18 protein-coding genes are annotated in these 19,350 nt (G+C 39.2%); 8 read left to right on the top strand and 10 right to left on the bottom strand.

Annotated elements, in window-relative coordinates; genetic code table 11:
• Positions 1-162 precede the first annotated feature (162 nt).
• Positions 163-849: a C40 family peptidase gene (locus L0951_RS03730; protein ID WP_234109534.1), complete on the top strand. Its 687-nt coding sequence runs from the start codon at positions 163-165 to the stop codon at positions 847-849.
• A gap of 159 nt (positions 850-1,008) precedes the next feature.
• Here the strand turns inward: L0951_RS03730 and rodA are convergent, their stop codons facing one another.
• The 5 genes from rodA to L0951_RS03755 all read right to left on the bottom strand — a co-directional run bounded on the left by rodA (position 1,009) and on the right by L0951_RS03755 (position 6,717).
• Positions 1,009-2,238, bottom strand: a complete 1,230-nt coding sequence (rodA, locus tag L0951_RS03735) for a rod shape-determining protein RodA (RefSeq protein ID WP_234109536.1) — start codon at positions 2,236-2,238, stop codon at positions 1,009-1,011.
• A complete protein-coding gene (locus L0951_RS03740; RefSeq protein WP_234109538.1) occupies positions 2,235-4,250 on the bottom strand; it encodes a penicillin-binding transpeptidase domain-containing protein in 2,016 nt (671 codons plus the stop codon). The genes rodA and L0951_RS03740 overlap by 4 nt, the downstream gene beginning before the upstream one ends.
• A 61-nt stretch (positions 4,251-4,311) precedes the next feature.
• Positions 4,312-4,818, bottom strand: a complete 507-nt coding sequence (locus L0951_RS03745; RefSeq protein WP_234109540.1) for a rod shape-determining protein MreD — start codon at positions 4,816-4,818, stop codon at positions 4,312-4,314.
• Positions 4,815-5,666: a rod shape-determining protein MreC gene (mreC, locus tag L0951_RS03750; RefSeq protein ID WP_234109541.1), complete on the bottom strand. Its 852-nt coding sequence runs from the start codon at positions 5,664-5,666 to the stop codon at positions 4,815-4,817. The genes L0951_RS03745 and mreC overlap by 4 nt, the downstream gene beginning before the upstream one ends.
• Positions 5,667-5,691: 25 nt before the next feature.
• Positions 5,692-6,717, bottom strand: coding sequence for a rod shape-determining protein (locus L0951_RS03755; RefSeq protein ID WP_048499316.1), 1,026 nt, complete (start codon positions 6,715-6,717; stop codon positions 5,692-5,694).
• 306 nt (positions 6,718-7,023) lie between these two features.
• Here L0951_RS03755 and hemA point away from each other — a divergent pair, with 306 nt between their 5' ends.
• The 4 genes from hemA to hemE are packed head-to-tail and all read left to right on the top strand — an operon-like array spanning position 7,024 to position 10,968.
• Entirely contained in the window at positions 7,024-8,298 is a 1,275-nt protein-coding gene (gene hemA, locus L0951_RS03760) for a glutamyl-tRNA reductase (protein ID WP_234109542.1), read from the top strand.
• Positions 8,285-9,196 carry a hydroxymethylbilane synthase gene (gene hemC, locus L0951_RS03765; RefSeq protein WP_234109543.1) on the top strand — a complete coding sequence of 304 codons (912 nt, stop codon included), beginning with the start codon at positions 8,285-8,287 and terminating at the stop codon, positions 9,194-9,196. Before hemA ends, hemC begins: the two co-directional genes overlap by 14 nt.
• Positions 9,197-9,238: 42 nt before the next feature.
• Positions 9,239-9,922 (top strand): uroporphyrinogen-III synthase, encoded by a 684-nt coding sequence (locus L0951_RS03770; protein WP_234109545.1) that lies wholly within the window; start codon positions 9,239-9,241, stop codon positions 9,920-9,922.
• Between the two features lie 17 nt (positions 9,923-9,939).
• On the top strand, positions 9,940-10,968 hold the full coding sequence (gene hemE, locus L0951_RS03775; protein ID WP_234109548.1) for a uroporphyrinogen decarboxylase: 1,029 nt from the start codon (positions 9,940-9,942) through the stop codon (positions 10,966-10,968).
• 167 nt (positions 10,969-11,135) lie between these two features.
• On the opposite strand, the gene L0951_RS03780 is transcribed toward hemE, so the two are convergent.
• Together L0951_RS03780 and L0951_RS03785 are read right to left on the bottom strand one after the other, a co-directional pair.
• Positions 11,136-11,666 carry a GNAT family N-acetyltransferase gene (locus L0951_RS03780; protein WP_234109550.1) on the bottom strand — a complete coding sequence of 177 codons (531 nt, stop codon included), beginning with the start codon at positions 11,664-11,666 and terminating at the stop codon, positions 11,136-11,138.
• Positions 11,666-12,142 carry a YdeI/OmpD-associated family protein gene (locus tag L0951_RS03785; protein WP_234109552.1) on the bottom strand — a complete coding sequence of 159 codons (477 nt, stop codon included), beginning with the start codon at positions 12,140-12,142 and terminating at the stop codon, positions 11,666-11,668. Before L0951_RS03785 ends, L0951_RS03780 begins: the two co-directional genes overlap by 1 nt.
• Positions 12,143-12,316: 174 nt before the next feature.
• On the opposite strand from L0951_RS03785, the gene L0951_RS03790 reads away from it, so the two are divergent.
• The 3 genes from L0951_RS03790 (at position 12,317) to hflX (ending at position 14,317) form a co-directional block, all read left to right on the top strand.
• Complete coding sequence (locus tag L0951_RS03790; RefSeq protein WP_234109554.1) at positions 12,317-12,649, top strand: META domain-containing protein; 333 nt, start codon at positions 12,317-12,319, stop codon at positions 12,647-12,649.
• Positions 12,650-12,753: 104 nt separating this feature from the next.
• Positions 12,754-13,023: a SemiSWEET family sugar transporter gene (locus tag L0951_RS03795; protein ID WP_234109556.1), complete on the top strand. Its 270-nt coding sequence runs from the start codon at positions 12,754-12,756 to the stop codon at positions 13,021-13,023.
• Positions 13,024-13,105: 82 nt separating this feature from the next.
• A complete protein-coding gene (gene hflX, locus L0951_RS03800; RefSeq protein ID WP_234109558.1) occupies positions 13,106-14,317 on the top strand; it encodes a GTPase HflX in 1,212 nt (403 codons plus the stop codon).
• Positions 14,318-14,409: 92 nt separating this feature from the next.
• On the opposite strand, the gene L0951_RS03805 is transcribed toward hflX, so the two are convergent.
• The 3 genes from L0951_RS03805 to L0951_RS03815 form a co-directional block, all read right to left on the bottom strand.
• Positions 14,410-15,378 (bottom strand): ROK family protein, encoded by a 969-nt coding sequence (locus L0951_RS03805; RefSeq protein ID WP_048499307.1) that lies wholly within the window; start codon positions 15,376-15,378, stop codon positions 14,410-14,412.
• A gap of 150 nt (positions 15,379-15,528) precedes the next feature.
• Positions 15,529-18,516, bottom strand: a complete 2,988-nt coding sequence (locus L0951_RS03810; protein ID WP_048499306.1) for an esterase/lipase family protein — start codon at positions 18,514-18,516, stop codon at positions 15,529-15,531.
• A gap of 4 nt (positions 18,517-18,520) precedes the next feature.
• Positions 18,521-19,054 carry a DUF5025 domain-containing protein gene (locus L0951_RS03815; RefSeq protein WP_234109559.1) on the bottom strand — a complete coding sequence of 178 codons (534 nt, stop codon included), beginning with the start codon at positions 19,052-19,054 and terminating at the stop codon, positions 18,521-18,523.
• Positions 19,055-19,350: the final 296 nt, after the last annotated feature.

Raw genomic sequence — 19,350 nt, forward strand, 5'->3', positions numbered from 1 at the left:
ATTGCGACTCCTATTTCTTTAACATTCAAAAAAGTAATGTTAAAATGTGTTAAAAGAACTTTTCAAAAAAGGTGTTTTCACCCTTTTTTTGTCTCGAATACCTATTTTTGTGTTGCGTTTAAAAACAAATATTACTTTTTTAACACGGACAAATAAATATATATGAAGAAAAGAGTTCTGTTTTATGTTGCCGGTATTATCGCTACTTTCTCTCTACAATCATGTGTTACCAACTATGTAGTTTCAACGCCGGCTAATTACTCAAACGAGTACAAAACAAATGCCAAACTTACCTCAATAGATAATAAAAAATTAGAAACCGCAAAAGCACAATTACTCACCAGTTTTGCGGATGAAAAGGCAGCAGCCGCGAAAAGCATGGAAGCAGCCATCAAAAAAGAGGAGATTGCAAAAACCATCAGATTCACCAAAAAAATCGACGAAATTTTAACCGAAGCAGAGTCCTATCTGGGAACTCCGTACCGATATGGAGGAATGACCAGAAGAGGGATTGACTGCTCTGCATTCGTGCTTTCAGTTTTCAGTGCCGCTGGAATGAATCTGCCAAGAGTCGCTGCCGCACAAGCACAGGAAGGGGATAATGTTGAAAAGGAACACCTGCAAAAAGGAGATCTAATCTTTTTCTCGCACAAAGGCGGAAACAGAATTTCCCACGTAGGAATTATAGAAAGCGTGGACGAAGACGGTGAAGTGAAGTTCATCCATGCTGCCACCTCACGCGGTGTGATGATTTCTTCGCTGAATGACTCTTACTGGGGACCGAAATACCGATTTGCAAAGCGGGTGCTAACTCCCGAATTAGTGGAATCTAATTTCGCGAATAACTAGGACCTCACCAATAATTGATCAAATAAAGTCGCCGGAACGGGCGGCTTTTTTTGTGGGGAAAAATCTATCCAATCTTAATAAATACAGAATGTTTAAAATATTTTAAGCTAAATCCATTTACAAAGTTCAAAATTCCCTTAGCTTCAGAACAAGAATCTACTACACCAAACTATTCCGGTCTGCGTAATTCAATTTAAAGAAAATAAAAGTCATTACTGAAAACGTGAGCAGGGAAGTGCCACCAGAACTGAAAAATGGCAGCGGAATCCCTACTGTAGGGAAAAGCCCCATCACCATACCAAGATTGATGGCAAAGTGCATCAAAAGGATCGATGCGAAACAATATCCAAAAACTCGGTTAAAGATAGACTTCTGCTTTTCCGAGAGGTAATAAATCCTACCGATGAAAATGGTGTAAACCAAAACCAGTAACGAACTTCCCAGAAATCCCCATTCTTCGCCCACCGTACAGAAAATGTAGTCCGTGCTTTGCTCCGGAACAAATTTTCCCTGAGTCACCGAACCTTCACGGTATCCTTTGCCGAAAAATCCCCCGGAACCAATTGCTGTCTTGGAATAAAGTAAATTGTAACCCGAAGTATCGCGAAAGGCCTTTTCACCTTTGTACAAAACCTCGATTCGCTCTCTCTGGTGTTTAGGTAATTTTTCCAGGATCTTCGGAGTTCCAAAGGCAATCCCGCAAAGGAGTAAAACTGAACCGAAAATTCCCGCAATGGAAATTACGTTCCAGTGAATTTTTTGATAGTTGAAAAAGATAACAATGGCGGCAATCAGTACAATTCCCGCTGCAACATAAATCGGATCCACCGCAAGAGAAACCAAAAATACGGCAACAAAAATAAACCCAATTCCGAATAACCAACCCGATAATCCCTCACGAAATAAAGCGATAAAAAACGCGGTAAATACCAGCAAGGAACCCACATCGGGAATCGCCAAAACGATGACCGCGGGAACGCCGATTATTGCTAAGGCAGTCCAAAGTGATTTTCGATATTTCAGATTAAAATCAGGACCTGCCACGTAATTGGCCAGCATCAGCGCAACCGCAAGTTTTGCAAATTCCACCGGTTGAAAACTGAATCCGCCGAAACGGTACCAGTTTTTTTGCCCCAAAACTTCTTTACCAAAAGGGAAAAGCCCTACCAAAAGCAGTACTCCGAAAATATAGAACATTCCGGCAGAATTTTCGAAAAATTTGGCACGCATGAAGAAAATGATGATTCCGATGAATATCGATATCACGAAAAAAGTCCCCTGCTTGATTCCGGCTGCGGGATCCACGCTGTAAATATTTGCCACGGCAAATGAACACAGTAGCAAATACAGGAAAATCCCCAATTTATCGATTCCTTGTGTCCATTTCATTTTTTCTGGGTACTGGTTTTAAGTCTGTATCTGATGGAATCTCTTCGGTAAGTGAGTCGTTCTCTCAGAGCTTCGTTTTTTATAAATTTCAAACTGTCTTCAATTTGAAGGATTTTCAAAGAATCTTTATTGGGTTCTTTATAAAGTCCTTTCCGTTTCAAATCCACGATCCACTGTCTTCTATATTCTGGCATGAAACTCGCACCAGTCATTTTTTTGTAAAGATGCTCTCTTTTCAAATCGCCCAGCAAATATCTCTCGGCAATCACCGTTGCGGCCGGTCCTGCCCATGTTGCTCCGAATCCGGCATGCTCCATTACCGCTGCAACTACTATTTTCGGGTTTTCTGCCGGAGCAGCCAAAATGAAGATCGAGTTGTCTTTTCCTTGCGGAACCTGTGCCGTTCCGGTTTTGGCGAGCATGGTAAAGTCGTTGGATCTCAAACCTCGCGCAGTTCCTGCCAGAACAACTCTTTCCATTCCTTTGATGATGGGTTCGAAATATTTGGGTTCTACCAGCGTTTTATGTTTAACTTTAAATCTCGGATCCGGATTGGGTTTTCCATCAATGGCTTTCACAATGTGGGGGGTGTAGTACCATCCTTTATTGACGATTGCTGCGGTTGCATTTGCCATTTGCATTGGAGTTAGCAATACGTCGCCTTGCCCCATTCCGTTGAAGATGGATCCGTTCATGGTGTAGTCGGAACTCCAGTCTTTTTTGCCGCTTCGTTTTTCATAAAATTCCCCGCTTGGAATTCTGCCTTTTGAACCAACCGCCAAATCGTTATTCAGGAATTCTCCCAACCCGAAACTGCTCATGATCTTTTTCCATTCATCAACACCTTTGGTGGGATTTCCCGGATATTTGTTCATAATGGCGATGAAGGCATAAGAAAAATAGCAGTTGCTGGAAACCTGGATGGCGGGAATCAATGGATCCGCGCCGCCGTGACCTTTGATCCTTAATCCTTTATAATAAAACCCACCTCCACAAGGGAAAATGGTGTTTTCGTTCATCACGCCCATTTGCATAGCTGCGGCGGCGGTTAACAGTTTGAAGGTAGATCCCGGTGGATAAGCCGCCTGAACGGATCGGTCAAAAGTTGGCCGGTTATTGTAAAGCGTGTCCATCTGAAGACGGTAAAGGTTTTTGGTTTTTTCCGGTCCGGTAAAAAGATTGGGGTCAATGTCGGGTCCGGTTGCCATCACCAAAATCTCTCCATTCGTGGGATCAAGTGCCACAATGGCTCCCTGCTTGTTCACCATCATTTCTTCCGCCATGCGCTGCAGATCGTAGTCGATGGTTAAAGTGATATCCTTTCCGGTGATCACATCTTTGTCCAATGTTCCGTTCTTGTAGGGACCAATATTTCGCAAGCGGATGTCCTTTTGGATGTATTGAACGCCTTTCACACCGCGAAGTTCTTTTTCATAAGATCTTTCCACGCCGGTCTTTCCGATGAAATCGCCCGGCAAATAATAGAGCGAATCTCTTTTGATGTCTCGGTCGTTGACTTCATTGGTATATCCCAACAGATTTCCCGAAGTGGAAACTTCGTATTGTCTTTGTGGTCTGGAAACAATATTAAATGCTGGATATTTGAAGATAATTTCCTGAACTCGTGCGATTTCCTCACGACTTAGATTTTTCATAAAAGTCATCGGGGTGAGTTTGGAGTAGTATTTTTCTTTTTTTAGGGCATCAATCCTCTTTTTGAAATCGGATTTGCTGATCTTCATCAACTGGCAAAAATCCACGGTATCAAAATCCGGCCGCATCAATGCCTCGGTGTAGGAAATTTCATAGGATGGCTGGTTTCCCACCATGATTTTACCGTTTCGGTCGAAAATCACCCCTCTTTGCGGAATGATGTATTCTGTCTTGATGGATGTATTCGCTGCATTCAATGCATATCTGTCGGTAAACAACTGCAAATAAGCCAGCCTCGCTATGAAAATAGAAGCAAGAAGAGCCAAAATAACGGTTATTTTTAGATATTGTGATTTCATTGATTAGTGACCTTTTAAAAAGACCACCTGATAATTTTTAATGTTAAAAAAAGGTTAGATTTCAAATTCTCTGCTTAATCCTAAAAGCCAATGCGTACATCAGGATAAATATAAATGAAATTGCGCTGGTTGCCAAAACATTTAGAAAGATTTCTAAGAATCTGCTGAATTTGAAAAACTCGATGTATTGCACTAGAAACTGATGAACGAAAATACTGGACCCAATAAAGAACAGAAATTGCATCCATTGTAAGCTCTGAAAAGAAAAGAAATCAGTGGAAGTATCGGTAGAGGTTCTGAAAATCAATGTCCTAAAATAGGCGATTATCGTGGTTGCAAATGCATTGATTCCCCAAGTATAAAGAAAGGCATCAATAGATAAACCTAATAAGAAACTCAATGCCAGAAACTGAAATTTATTCCTGAAAAAAGGATAAAACATCACGAAAACCGGATAAAGTACCGGCGTGTATTTTCCGAAAAGGGTGATTCTGTTGAGCACGAAAATCTGCAAAGCCACCAGGAAAGCAATTATTAATACATCTGTAAAAAGTGTTCTGCTTATCATTTTTCCCGTTTTATCGTTGCCTGCAAAGTATCCTGAATTCTGCTTACTTCTGCTTTCTTTAAATTTTTGACCACATAAATCTTGCTCAGGTTTCCCATTTTTTCGCTCAGTTCCACAGAAATATCCCAGAAACCGGTTTTGTTGTCCACTTGATAACCGGCAACTTTCCCGATCATTATTCCTCTTGGAAAAATGGCAGATTTACCGTCGGTGACCACGGTGTCTCCCACTTGCAGGGCAACATATTTTGGAATATCGGAGAGATGCATGGTTCTGGAATCGTCACCTCGCCAAGTCAAAGTTCCGAAATATCCCGATTTTTTCAGGGCGGCATTGATCTTGATTTTATCCAAACTCAAAACCGATTGAACCAAAGCGTAAGAATCCGTAGTGTTAATAACGATTCCTGCGATTCCATTCGGCGCCATCACTCCCATTTTTGGGAATACTCCGTCGCGTTTTCCGCGGTTGATGGTGAAGTAGTTGTCCTTTCTGTTGATGCTGTTAAAAATGATTTCGCCATCTACAAAAGTGTAGATTTGTCCGCCGCCAATCGTGTCGTGAACTTTTTTGAATTGTGGGATTTCGCTAGTTCCTTTTCCGTAAACCTGCTCCATCAATACCTTGTTTTGTTTCACCAGTTCGTCATTGATTTGCTTGAGTTTCAGGTACGAAGCGCCTTCATCAATATACCCGGAAACCCAGGAATTGAATGCCGCTGTTTGTGCGGCAAGCCATGATTGCTGCATGGAGTTTCTGCTGAAAATCAACACCAATGCAGTGATTTGCAGGAATATAAAGAAGACGAACAAACCGTTCTTCGAAAATAATCTCAGCAAAAATCCCATCAGAATGTGTCGTAAAAATTAACTGTTATTTAATCAGGAAGTTGAATTTGTCCATGTTTTTCAGTGCGATTCCTGTACCGCGAACTACAGCTCTCAGTGGGTCTTCCGCTACGAAAACAGGGAGCCCGGTTTTCTTGTGCAGTCTGTCTGCCAATCCGCGGAGAAGTGCGCCGCCTCCCGCAAGATAAATTCCGGTTTTGTAGATATCTGCCGCCAATTCCGGAGGAGTCAGAGATAAGGTTTCCATGACTGCATCCTCGATTCTTATGATGGATTTGTCTAAAGCCCTTGCGATTTCTTTGTAGTTCACCATGATTTCTTTCGGTTTTCCGGTAATCAAATCGCGTCCTTGAACCGGAATATCTTCAATTTCCACATCCAGTTCTTCGATGGCGGAACCTACTTCGATTTTCACTCTTTCAGCGGTTCTTTCACCGATGTATAAATTGTGGTGGGTTCTCAGGTAATAAGCAATATCATTGGTAAAAACGTCGCCTGCAATTTTCACGGATTTGTCGCAAACGATTCCTCCAAGAGCAACCACAGCGATTTCTGTTGTTCCTCCACCTATATCGATAATCATGTTTCCTTCAGGTTTCTGCACGTCGATTCCTACACCGATTGCGGCCGCCATTGGTTCATAGATCAAACGGACTTCTTTTGCATTCACTTTTTGTGCGGAATCACGAACCGCTCTTTTTTCCACCTCTGTAATTCCGGAGGGAATACAAATCACAATTTTCAAGGTGGGTTGGAAAAGTTTTCCCTTAATTCCCGGAATTTGTTTGATGAATTCCTTGATCATGTGTTCAGAGGCATGAAAATCAGCGATTACGCCATCTTTCAAAGGTCTGATTGTTTTGATATCTTCGTGGGTTTTTCCCTGCATGTGTTTTGCTTTTTCGCCCACTGCAATTGGTTTCCCAGAAGTTCTTTCGATTGCAACGATAGAAGGTTGGTCGATTACAATCTTGTTGTTATGTATAATTAGTGTGTTTGCTGTTCCCAAGTCAATCGCAATATCCTGCGTGAACATATCAAATAACCCCATTTTTCTGCTGATTTTTTAAAGTGTACAAAGATATAAATTTAGAACTGTTTTATGAATTTAGTCCTAATTAATTTCCGTTAAAGTTTTATTAAAGTTGAACGGGGTTTTTAATTAAACTTTTTTAGCCAAAGATTGTTTTGTCGGTTGTAAAAAATTGTGAATCAGTTAATTTTAAAGGCAAAATATGAATTGGAAGAAATTTTACTGAGAAAATCTGAAGTCCGGATTTGATAGATTTCGATGATAATCCTCATATTTCCAGCCTTTCTTTTATTCAATATAAAGTCTTAAATTTGCCGTTGCTTTATGAATACCGATCCAAACATTCACAAAACCGCCAATTTTGCCGTTTTGAGCATCAGTTTTGAAAAAGCCGATGCCGAAACCAGGGGGAAATTTGCCTTTTTTGATGAAAATGTCAAAAGTTTTGTCAACGAAATTCATGAAGAGAATTTGGGTGACGCTTTCGTGGTTTCCACCTGCAACAGAACCGAGATTTACACCACTTCCCAAAACTACCTTTTGATTGCAGAACTTTACTGCAAAACCACCGGCGTGAGTCTCACCGAGTTCATGAAATACGTGAACATCCTGAAACACGAAGAAGCATTGAATCACCTATTCCGTGTGGCAGCTGGATTGGAAAGCCAGATCATTGGTGATTTTGAAATCATCGGTCAAATCAAAAATGCATACCACCGTTTCAAGAAAGAAAAGCAAAACTCAAATCCATTCTTGGAAAGAGCAATCAATTCAGCCATTCAAATTTCGAAAAGAATCAAGAATGAAACCGAAATTTCAAATGGGGCGGCTTCTGTTTCTTACGCCGCAGTTCACTATATCCTGAAAAATCAGCAACAGATTTCTGACAAGAATATCTTGTTGTTGGGAGTTGGAGAAATTGGTCAGAACACGGTAGAAAATCTGGTAAAACACGTTTACAAACCAAAAGTAAAAATCGCCAATCGGAGCAAAGATAAAGCAGAAAAGATCGCTGAAAAATATCAGATTCCACACATTGAATTTGCAGACTTTCATGAAGAATTGAAACAAACTGATATCCTGATTGTAGCAACTGGAGCAAAACACCCGATCATCAACAAAAGCCATTTCCCAAACGGAAAAGAAACGCTTGTCATCGATCTTTCGATTCCCAATAATGTGGAAAAAAACATCACGGATAACCAGAATGTCAGTTTGGTGGATGTGGATCAACTTTCCCTGCACATCAGCGAAACCATGGTTCAGCGGAAAAAAGAAATTCCCAAAGCCGAGGAAATCATTAAAGAAATGACCAGGGATTTTCTGGAATGGGAAAAGAAAAGAAAATTGGCACCTAACATTCACCATTTTAAAGCCGTTCTGAAAAACATGGAACGCAATGAAATGCACAATATTCACAAAAAACACAAATATATAGAAATAGAAGATATGGAACTTTCTGGGAAAATGATCCAGAAAATCACCAACCGTTTTGCGAAATATATCATCGATAATCCATGGAAAGCTGAGGAGATCAGCAAGTTAATGCATGAGATTTTAGTGGAACAACCCAACAAGGAATTCAATGAGAAGCATTAAACTCGGAACCAGAAACTCGCCGCTCGCACTTTGGCAGGCAAGGGAAGTCGAACGAAATCTGCAAAACAGAAATTACAGTACCGAAATCACGCCGATTGTTTCTTCTGGCGATAAAAATCTTCAGCAACCACTTTATGCGATGGGAATCACGGGGATTTTCACCAAAGATTTAGACATTGCCTTATTGAATCATGAAGTGGATATTGCCGTACACTCCTTAAAGGATATTCCTACCGAACTTCCTGAAAACATTGAAATCATCGCGGTTTTAAAAAGGGATTTTCCGCAGGATGTGCTGGTCAGAAAACCAGATGCTGAGACTTTGGATTTGCGGGATTTGAAAATCGCCACCAGTTCCCTCCGTAGAAGAGCATTTTGGCTAAAGGAATTTCCGGATACGGAATTTTCAGATATCCGCGGAAATGTGCAGACACGCCTGCGAAAACTTGAAGAACAAGATTTTGACGCCACGCTTTTTTCCTTGGCGGCGATTGAAAGAATGGGTTTAGATATTCGTTATGAAGCAATTCCGATCATGATTTCAGCACCTGCACAAGGAGTAGTGGCCATTACCGGTAGAAGTGACGATCCGGAAATGAAGGAGGTTTTTAAAGAAATTAATCACCTTCCGACTCAGATCTGTATCAATATCGAAAGAAATTTTCTGAACACGTTGGAAGGAGGCTGCACCGCCCCGATTGGTGCTTTTGCCGAAATTAATGACAAGAATGAAATCCGTTTCCGGGGAAGATTATGTTCACTGGATGGACAAAACTGCATTGAAACAGACGAAATTTTTACCTATAAAGAAGGAGTGAATTACGGTAAGAAATTCGCCGAAGAAGTCATCAGGAATGGCGGAAGAGAAATAATGCAGCAAATCAAAACCCAATTGTAACAAGCGCATAGAAGCGATTATTTACCAATTACCTAGATAAAAATGAGAATCCTTTTCACCAAAAAATTCAATGAATCAATGATTTCCAAAAAACTGGGGAATCATTTTTCTTATGACTTTATGGAAGTGATCAAGATTAAACATTTGAAAGTGAAACCTTATGATTTAAAGGCCTATTCTTTGATTTTCACCAGCGTGAATGCGGTGGAGGCTTTTTTTGAAAATGGTTTTATGCCCAATGAAAATTTCGTGGAGAGAGATTTCAACAAGATTTATGCAGTGGGTTTACAGACAAAAAGAGAGCTTAGGAAAAACGGATTCGGGACGTTCAAGGTGGCGAAACATGCCAAAGAACTTGCCGATTTCATCATCAAAAATAATAACAAGGAAAAATTCCTCCATTTCTGCGGTAACCTCGCTTTAAACGTGCTCAACAATGCATTGCCACTGCAAAACATTTCCTACAAGAAGGTTCCCATCTATGAAACGCAGTTGCTATATCCGCAGGTTTCGGGAGATTATGATGCGGTTTGTTTTTTCAGCCCGAGCGGTGTGAGAAGTTTTGCGAAGCATAATTCGCTTGATCAATACCTGCTTTTTTCCATCGGGGAAACCACAGAAAGTGAGATTAAAAAGTTTACAAAAAATGAAGTAATTACAAGTTCAGAAAGCAACATGGATGATTTACTGAGTTTAATTGCAAAATATGATGCTCAAGAAAAATGAGCGTAAAATGAAATATTATGATTAAGAACGACCTGTATTTAAAGGCATTGCGAGGAGAAAACGTAGAAAGACCACCGGTTTGGATGATGAGACAGGCAGGGAGATTCCTGCCGGAATTCCGTGCGATGCGCGATGAATACGATTTTTTCACCAGATGCAGAACACCGGAATTAGCCGCTGAGATCACCATGATGCCGATTCGCAGATATCCATTAGACGCCGCGATTTTATTTTCGGATATCCTGGTGGTTCCGCAAGCAATGGGAATGGATTTCAAAATGGTGGATTCCGTCGGACCTTGGTTGGAAACGCCGATCAGAACCATGGAACAAGTTCAAAATATTGAAGTTCCGAATGTTAATGATACTTTGGGATATGTCTTCGATGCGATAGAACTGACTTTGCAAAAACTTGACAATGATATTCCATTGATCGGTTTTGCCGGCTCACCTTGGACAATCCTTTGCTACTGTGTAGAAGGAAAGGGTTCAAAAGCTTTTGATATTGCGAAATCTTTATGTTTCCAAAATCCGGAAGCTGCCCATTTATTATTACAGAAAATCACAGATACCACCATTGCTTATCTGAAAAGAAAAGTGGAGAAAGGTGTTTCCGCGGTTCAGGTTTTTGATTCTTGGGGCGGAATGTTGTCGCCGGAGGATTATCAGGAGTTTTCGTGGAAATACATCAACCAAATTGTGGAAGCATTGAGTCCGCTCACTCACGTGGTAGTTTTCGGAAAGGGATGCTGGTTCGCTTTGGAGGAAATGACCTTGTCGAAAGTTTCGGCTTTAGGAGTTGATTGGACGATCCGACCTGAATATGCGAGGGTTTTGACGAACCACACGATGACTTTGCAGGGAAATTTTGATCCAGCGAGATTGCATTCCACACCGGAAACAATTAAAAAAATGGTGAACGAAATGATTAACCGATTCGGAAAAGACCGTTATATCGCAAATCTAGGACACGGAATTTTACCCAATATCCCACTGGAAAATGCTGAAGCGTTTATTCGTGCAGTGGTCGATTGGAAAGCGAACTGAGATTGGGTGGGAGCAGACTGTTGCACAGTGTATTTGGTCTTGGAAAAAAATAGAAAACGTATCACTTTTGATGCGTTTTTTTTTAGGGTAGATGATTATTTTCTGTTTTAGATCTGCTTCATTTGAGTGATCAGCAAGAATTTAAGCACGTTTTTCCCTCTTTCTGATTACATGGATTCCGCAGATTGCTCAACTTCATAGTACATCAATTCCTCTTCGTCATTCGGCAGGCTCACCATTTTTTGGAATTTTAGGCCTAGTTTTTCAATCAGTTTTTGAGAAGAAATATTTTCCTTCGTAGTAATAGCCGAAATTTTCTTTAAGCCAAATTCTTTAAATCCAACTTCCATCAGCTTTGAGGCGGCTTCGCAACCATAACCTTTTCCCTCAAACTCTGGTAGAAAACTAAATCCGATGTCGTGCACTTCCAAACCGTCACGCTCGAAAATTCCGACGCTGCCGATTTTTTTGCCGTCTTCTTTTTTGGTAATCAAATAGTTTCCGTAACCCAGTTTTTCGATCTGCGGCAGGAATCTGTTTCTGATGTAATTTTCAGCATCAGCAATGGTTTTGATATTCCGGTCCCCAATAAATCTGATGAAGTTCGGCGAATTATACAATTCGAAGATGAACTGCGAATCGTCGGTTGACATAGGTTCCAGGAGAAGTCTTTCAGTTTCTATTATTTTTTTTTCCATCATATTCCTTTTTTTCCTGCAAGAATCATTTCGATCATTTTTACTTTTCGGTTTTCGCGGGTTTCAGGCTTTTTGGCTTCCACAATCCAGCGGATGTATTCTTTTCTGTGGGTATAGCTCATCGCATCAAACAATTCCTTTGCCTTCAGATTTTCATTGAAAATAATTTTCACATCTTCGGGAATTTCCACGATTCGCTCTTCTTTGTCTTCGCACAATTTCACGGAAACAGTGTCCCCAAATGATTTCCCCAGTTTCTTTCTAATTTCCTGAGTTAAACCCAAAATATGGCAATCTGAATTCATTTTCGTCAAGCTTCCACGATACTCCACTTTTCCATCAAAAATCGCCTGGATCCTGACCTGGCCTTTTTTCCCGAAAAGTTCCTGTACCGAAAACGGGAATTCTACGAATGCGGCGTTGATTTCGCCCGCTTTCTGAATCTCGCCTTCAAAACTAAAATAATTCTGAGTCATTTTTAATTATTTTCTGAAATCAAATTTAGGAATTACGGCACAATAATGGCGGTGTTGTTGAAAATTAATATTATGAAAGGACTTGGTCGGATTTTGATCTTCTTAATCGCAATTTTTCTGTTTCAAAACTGTTCAACTAAAACTTTAGTTTATGAAGGTATAAACCGTCAATGGATGCTGGTTGAATTTCAAAATTTCAGTCGGGATCTGATGGTGAAAAACCGTGCAAATATGGATTTGACTTCCGCGAAAACCAATCCCAATCAATACGGAGCGGAAATGGGTTGTAATAAAATGTTTTTTACCGCAGAATTTTATTCGGATGGTTTGGTGAGATTTTCTGGCATTGGATCCACGATGATGTATTGCGAAAATAACATGGATTTGGAGACCGCTTTCGCCAAAACTTTACCAAGCATGTCTAAGTACAAAATCAACGGACATTATCTTACACTTTCCAATGATGCGGGAGAAACCATGAAATTTATCACATCAGACTGGGATTGATTTCAGTAATATGGTCATGAAGTGTTTTTTTGTAATAGTGGTAAAAAGCCTGAATTACGAGGTGAATTTCATAGATTTGAAGTCTCAAATATCACTTATTACTTATGGACATCAATCCTGAAATCATCGGTTTGCTCGGAGGTTTCCTTTCCTGCATCACCTTCGTTCCACAAATCTTCAAAACCTGGAAATCAAAATCTGTTCAGGATATTTCCGTGCACACCTTTATGATTGTTCTTGCAAGTACTATTATTTGGATTGGTTATGGAGTTTTGAAAGACAGCATTTCTGTGATTCTCACCAATATTGTTGTTTTTATGACGGCGGTGATTATGCTTTGGATGAAGTGGAAGTTTGGCGGAAAGGAAGTGTGACTTTCCCTGCTTTTGTGTAAAGGATTTAAACTCCCGGAAATAAAATTCTTAAATTTGCAGGAATGCTGAACGCAATTAACCTATGCTAGAAAAAAAAGAACATTTATACGAAAAAGCCGTTTTGGTGGGCTTAATTACCCAAAATCAAGACGAAGCAAAACTTAAGGAATACCTTGATGAACTTGAGTTTTTGGCGTTTACGGCAGGAGCAACTGTGGATAAACGTTTCACCCAAAAAATGTCGCAACCGGATTCCAAAACTTTTGTCGGAAGCGGAAAAGCGGATGAAATCAGAAATTATATCAAGGAAAACGGAATTACGACTGTTATTTTTGATGATGAACTTTCACCTTCACAACTGAAAAATCTTGAGAAGGAAATGGAGGTGAAAATTCTGGATAGAACCAATTTGATTCTGGATATTTTCGCGCAAAGAGCACAAACTTCTTATGCAAGAACTCAGGTAGAACTCGCACAATACGAATATCTTTTGCCACGTTTGACAAGAATGTGGACCCACCTGGAAAGACAGCGTGGTGGAATTGGAATGAGAGGACCCGGAGAAACCGAAATCGAAACCGACCGGCGAATTATCCGCGACCGGATTTCACTATTAAAGGAAAAACTGAAAACCATCGATAAACAGATGTCCACCCAAAGACAAAACCGTGGAAAGATGGTACGTGTCGCATTAGTTGGATATACCAACGTGGGAAAATCCACTTTGATGAACGCGATTTCGAAATCAGAGGTTTTCGCCGAAAATAAACTGTTTGCCACTTTGGACACCACGGTGAGAAAAGTGGTAGTAGGGAATTTACCTTTTCTGTTGACGGACACCGTTGGTTTCATCAGAAAATTACCGACACAATTGGTGGAAAGCTTTAAATCGACTTTGGATGAAGTTCGTGAAGCGGATTTGCTGATTCATGTTGTTGATATTTCCCACGACAGTTTTGAAGACCATATCAATTCCGTGAATCAAATTTTGATGGAAATCGGAGCGCATCAAAAACCGATGATTATGGTTTTCAACAAGATCGATGCTTTTGCTTACGAGAAAAAAGAAGAAGATGACTTGACGCCTTCCAACAGAAAGAATATTTCTCTGGCAGAATGGGAAAAGACCTGGATGTCGAAATCCAAATATCCGACGGTCTTTATTTCGGCTTTAACCAAAGAGAATTTCCCCGAAATGAAGAAAATGATTTACGACGAGGTTTTGAAAATCCATATTTCGAGGTTTCCCTACAATGATTTTCTTTTTGAATATTATGACGACGAGGAAAATTAGCGAATTCTGTACTCAATTCCAGAAATATAATTGCCACTGATTCTTGACGAAAATATTCGCGAATCAGTGGCGATTTTTTATGTGAATGTTTTTTATTTTTCCCAGACCAAAGCGCTCGCTCCCAAAATAGCTGCATCCGCTTCGTCCAATTCACTGAAAACCAATTTCACTTTATTTCTAAAAATTGGTAATAGGTTTCTTTCCATGTGAAGTTTGGTCGGTTTTAAGATAAAATCCCCGGCTTTGATGACGCCGCCAAAAAGTAGAATTGCTTCCGGTGAAGAAAACATCACGAAATTGGCAAGCGCTTCTCCCAATTTTTGTCCGGTATATCTGAAAACTTCGATTGCAGTCGGGTCGCCTTTTTTGGCACATTCGTAAACCACTTTTGAATCGATATCCTCTTCGCGGTAATCATTCAGCATTGAATCCGGGAATTCTGCGCGCATTTTTTTTGCGGTAATTGCTATTCCCGTTGCAGATGCATAAGCTTCCAAAGAACCTTCAGAACCGGTGCTCCAATGTTTTCTTCCTCCCGGTTTTACGATGGTGTGTCCTAATTCTCCCGCAAAACCGTCGTGGCCATAGATTAATTTTCCGCCGGAAATAATTCCGCTACCTACGCCGGTTCCCAGTGTCATCATGATGAAATCCTTCATTCCGCGTGCGGCACCAAACATCATTTCGCCCAAAGCGGCTGCGTTTGCATCATTCGTCATCGTGCAGGGAACACCAAACTTTTTGGTCATCAATTCAGCAAATGGAACCACACCTTTCCACCGCAGATTGGGAGCTTGTTCGATGGTTCCCCGGAAATAATTCGCATTTGGGGCACCAACTCCAATTCCATCAAATTGTTTTTCTGAAAAGTATTGTTTGATTAATGGCGAAACTTTTTCATAAAGGGCGTCGATAAATTCTTCTACTTTCTCATATTCGTCGGTCTTGATGCTTCCTTTTGCAAGAATTTCACCACGGTGGTTGACCAAACCGAATTTGGTATTGGTACCGCCAATGTCCACTCCTAACGCAACCTGTTTCGACAAATCTATTAATGACATCCGTTTGTAAATTTAAGTTTTAAAAATACAAAAATTAATAGTAGGTTAACAAAAAACTTCTCCATTTCTGAAGAAGTCTTTATGATCTTTGTCGTTTACTAATTTTGAATGAATCTGCATTCAGGCATTTTCATTGAAAATAAAAATTCATTAATTTTTAATTATCGTTTGATTAATAACCACCTGATTGTCTTTTTGAATATTTACCACGTACATTCCTGTCGGAAATCCGCTCATATCGAAGCCATCTCCTGTTTTGGAAATTACGATAACCCCCATGCTGTTGGCAACCGTAATTTGATATTCGTCAATTTGTCTTCCAGAGCCATTTGGAGCTGTTGGACATGGTGGCTCAACTTGTTTTGAAACCGAATAATCCTCAGAATTTCCGTTTTTAGTTAATTTATAAATTGTACAATCAACAGGTGGTGGTGGAGATATTGTGGCATAAGTTGTATAAGTACCGCAACTATTGGTTGCTTTAACTTCAACATCAAAACTCCAATTATAACCGGGAGCATTGGCAAAATAGGAATATCCTGTCTTTATGACACCATTGTCCAGTCTTTTCCATTTGACATTCTCTGATGTAATCCCTTGCTGTTCTAAAGTTAAATTTGGGTTTGAGCTAACAGCATAAAACGTTACATAATTTGTATTGTTAGATGCTGGTTCGATTTGTAACGAACTTGCTCCGACCCAAATCTTTTGTGTAACTTTTTGGCCATTATCAAAATTTAACTCAACAAAACCATAACCGTTTTGTAATGCTTTAACTTCAATTACTGAACTTGTATTGCTCCCTATAAGTTGAAGATTATTTGAAACAGTCCAATAGTAATTGCTTGGAAGGTTACATAATAGCGTTACGTTTGTTTGAACATGAAATGTTTCATTTACACATAGATTTGTCTTTGTTGCAGATAATGTTACGTTCTTCAGTGATAAATGAGGACTTTGAAAATTCCCTTTAATTTCTTCACTCAGCCAATTTGCGATTTCTTGGTCAAATGCAACATGCATGTCGTTTTGGCTTGTAACAAAATAGGTATTGAATGGAATCTCGTTATTACAAAGAAGATTTCTACTAATATCATCATTCCAATTAAAATTAGGATTCTTCAAGGACAATGTACTTACAGTGGGCATAAAGGTATGGTAATATGGTCCTTGTCTCCATTCGTGAAATGATGTCATTTGATTTAATGGTTCTTCAAATGATTCTTTCATAATCATCATCGTATTGTATTTTGAACCTTGTACTGCATCCATTGAGCCATGAAAATTATTATTGGTTCTATAAACTTTTGTATTAAGAATCGTAATTGAAAAAATATTGCCATTTGTAAACCAACCTGTCTTTGTATATTTTCCTTCAAAATTTAATGCATTTGTAGTATAAGATGGAAGAGCATAGTCAACGAGTGTTGCCGCTTTATAATTAAATCCTAGTATTTTTTTAAACGCTGCCATTTCCAACAAGCATTGACCATCATTTACGTTTTTTGTCATATCTGTATTTCCGTTAGAAATAGCAATATTCCTACTCAGCTGCGGAAAACCGTTAGAGTTCGCAACGCCATTATTAATAAGGTTTTGTCTAAATAAATTTCTAACGGGGTCCCCATTATTTTGTCCGCCGACACCTTTCATCGGATTTGCAGCATCTAATTGCTCTATTAACATTTCTCTTGCCGCAGGCGAAAAAAAGTTTTCTGAATATTTGGTTTTTGCCACCTCATTCCCTCCGAGAAAACCATAAAAATATAAATTGCTTTGGGCTGAAATTGGAATATTGGCACCTAAATGAGGTGCGTCATAACTCACCCATAATCTGGTATTATGCGGAATATTATTTTTCTCCATATATGCGAGTGCATATCTGCTCACTAAACCACCCATGCTCGGACCTATTAATGCTATTTGATTACTACTGCCATTTTCTTGAAGTTTTAAATTTTCCCTTTGGAGTAAGGCAACTACTGCCATCGCATTTCTTTCGATAAAATCTGCACCGTTCGGAAAATTAACAAGGGTGACGTCAAATCCATTATCTCTCATATCTTCAATCAAGTTTTTTTCATTTCCATTATTTGGTATATTATCAATGTCATATGCCATAAAACCATATAACATGTCTATGCTTATTTTATCACCAGGATCATATCCATCCAGAATATAAACGGGATTTCGCAATTTGGGTTGGATACTGAATGTTTTGGTAACAGGATCATATCCGGGATTAGAAATCGTATTATAGTAAGTCCTGTATTCCAATTTTCCACTCGTTGCGCTATTTTCGCCATATCCCTGAAAGGGAATCGTGTTGTTAATACCGTTAACTCCGATAAAATTTTCCCATTCATTGTATGTCCCACTGGGTGCATTCCCAGTTTGAGGTATATTTACATCAATACTGCTGTATAGAATTTTAGTTGTATTATCCGAGAAAATCAGGGTGAATTTTAAATTCTTTTTTCCCGAAGAAGTATAGGTAATCACTACAGGTGGATTGATCGGTTTTGAAGCAAAACCGTTGACTTGGAAAGTTTGTGTAGTCCCATTACCAATATCTACATTTATTGAGGTGACCTTTGGTATGGATTCATCCTGCACCACAAAATCATTTTTGAGGGAAAAGGTGACTGCGCCGGAATTAAATTGAGAATAAATTGGAGCAGCAATAGAAATTGTCTTTTGAGAGAACGGGTTTTTACCGGGGACATTTCTAAAATAACCGTCATTTATATTGATATTGGGATTGTTTTGATCCCCAAAGTTGAGATAGTCGAATTTTAGGTTTAAAAGCCCAATCTCTACATTATTAACTTTTGCACTTTGTTTTGACATATCTTTTAACTGGTCCGGATTGAGAAAAGGCGCATTATTATGTGCCCGATACAGCTCGCTCCAAGATTGAACAAAATAATCTGAACTAACTGTATCCTTTACTGCTCTGTCTATATCTGTAAAAGAAAACACCCGGTCATACAGTATTGGAGTCATCATCTGGCTTTTGTCAAGATATACAAGCAAACTGTCCATCGATTGCGTATATGTCTTTGTTTGAGATACAACAAATACTATCGAAAAATTGAAGAAAATAATCTGTAGAATTCTTGTGTAAAATTTTTTCATGAATTTAATGGTTTAGAGTGGTGTAATTAATGTCAAATCTACCATCAGTTACATTGATAATATCAGATGAATTTTCTATGTTATATACTTTACAACTAAAAGTACCAGAAATTATGTTGGTAGAAGAAGTAACTTCTGCACGGCTTATAAAAATATTTCCACTATTTGTTGAGGAAAGATATTTTTTCCCTTCTGGCGAGATTAATATAATTTGATTGTTGTTTGGTCCTTCTTCATATAATAAACCATTCGACTGATTGACAACATAGTTTCCCGTTCCAGCAGACATATTATTGATCCATAAAAAAATGGAGTAACCGTTGGAATCCTTTTTATTAGAAATTTCTAGTTGCCAAAAATCATTCATTCCAGGATAGAAATTATTTCCGAAAAATTCTTTTAGTCCGTAAAGTGGTTGTCCCCCAATACTTTGATTGCCATTCTTTGGAATTAAAACTTTTCCGTTTACCAAGCAACCGGCGGTGTTTGCCCCCCAAAGTGGTTGCGGCCGGCAAAATATCTTGCGGCGTAGCATCATTGGAAGAATTTCTACCACATGAGAGCACGACAAAAAGAAAGAGTAAAAGAAAGACTGTTTTCATATCATTTTATTTTTTGTGATTGATGTAAATATACAATAGTTTTTTATGTAATGAATATGATTTGAGGCATGTTTTGTTTCTAACAAAAAAAACTTCTCCATTTCTGAAGAAGTTTCTATGATATTTGTCGTTTACTATTGTAATTAGAAAATACCCGGTCATACAATATTGGAGTCACCATCTGGCTTTTGTCAAGATATACAAGCAAACTGTCCATCGATTGCGTATATGT

Source organism: Chryseobacterium sp. R2A-55, assembly GCF_021401085.1.
GTDB lineage: Bacteria > Bacteroidota > Bacteroidia > Flavobacteriales > Weeksellaceae > Kaistella.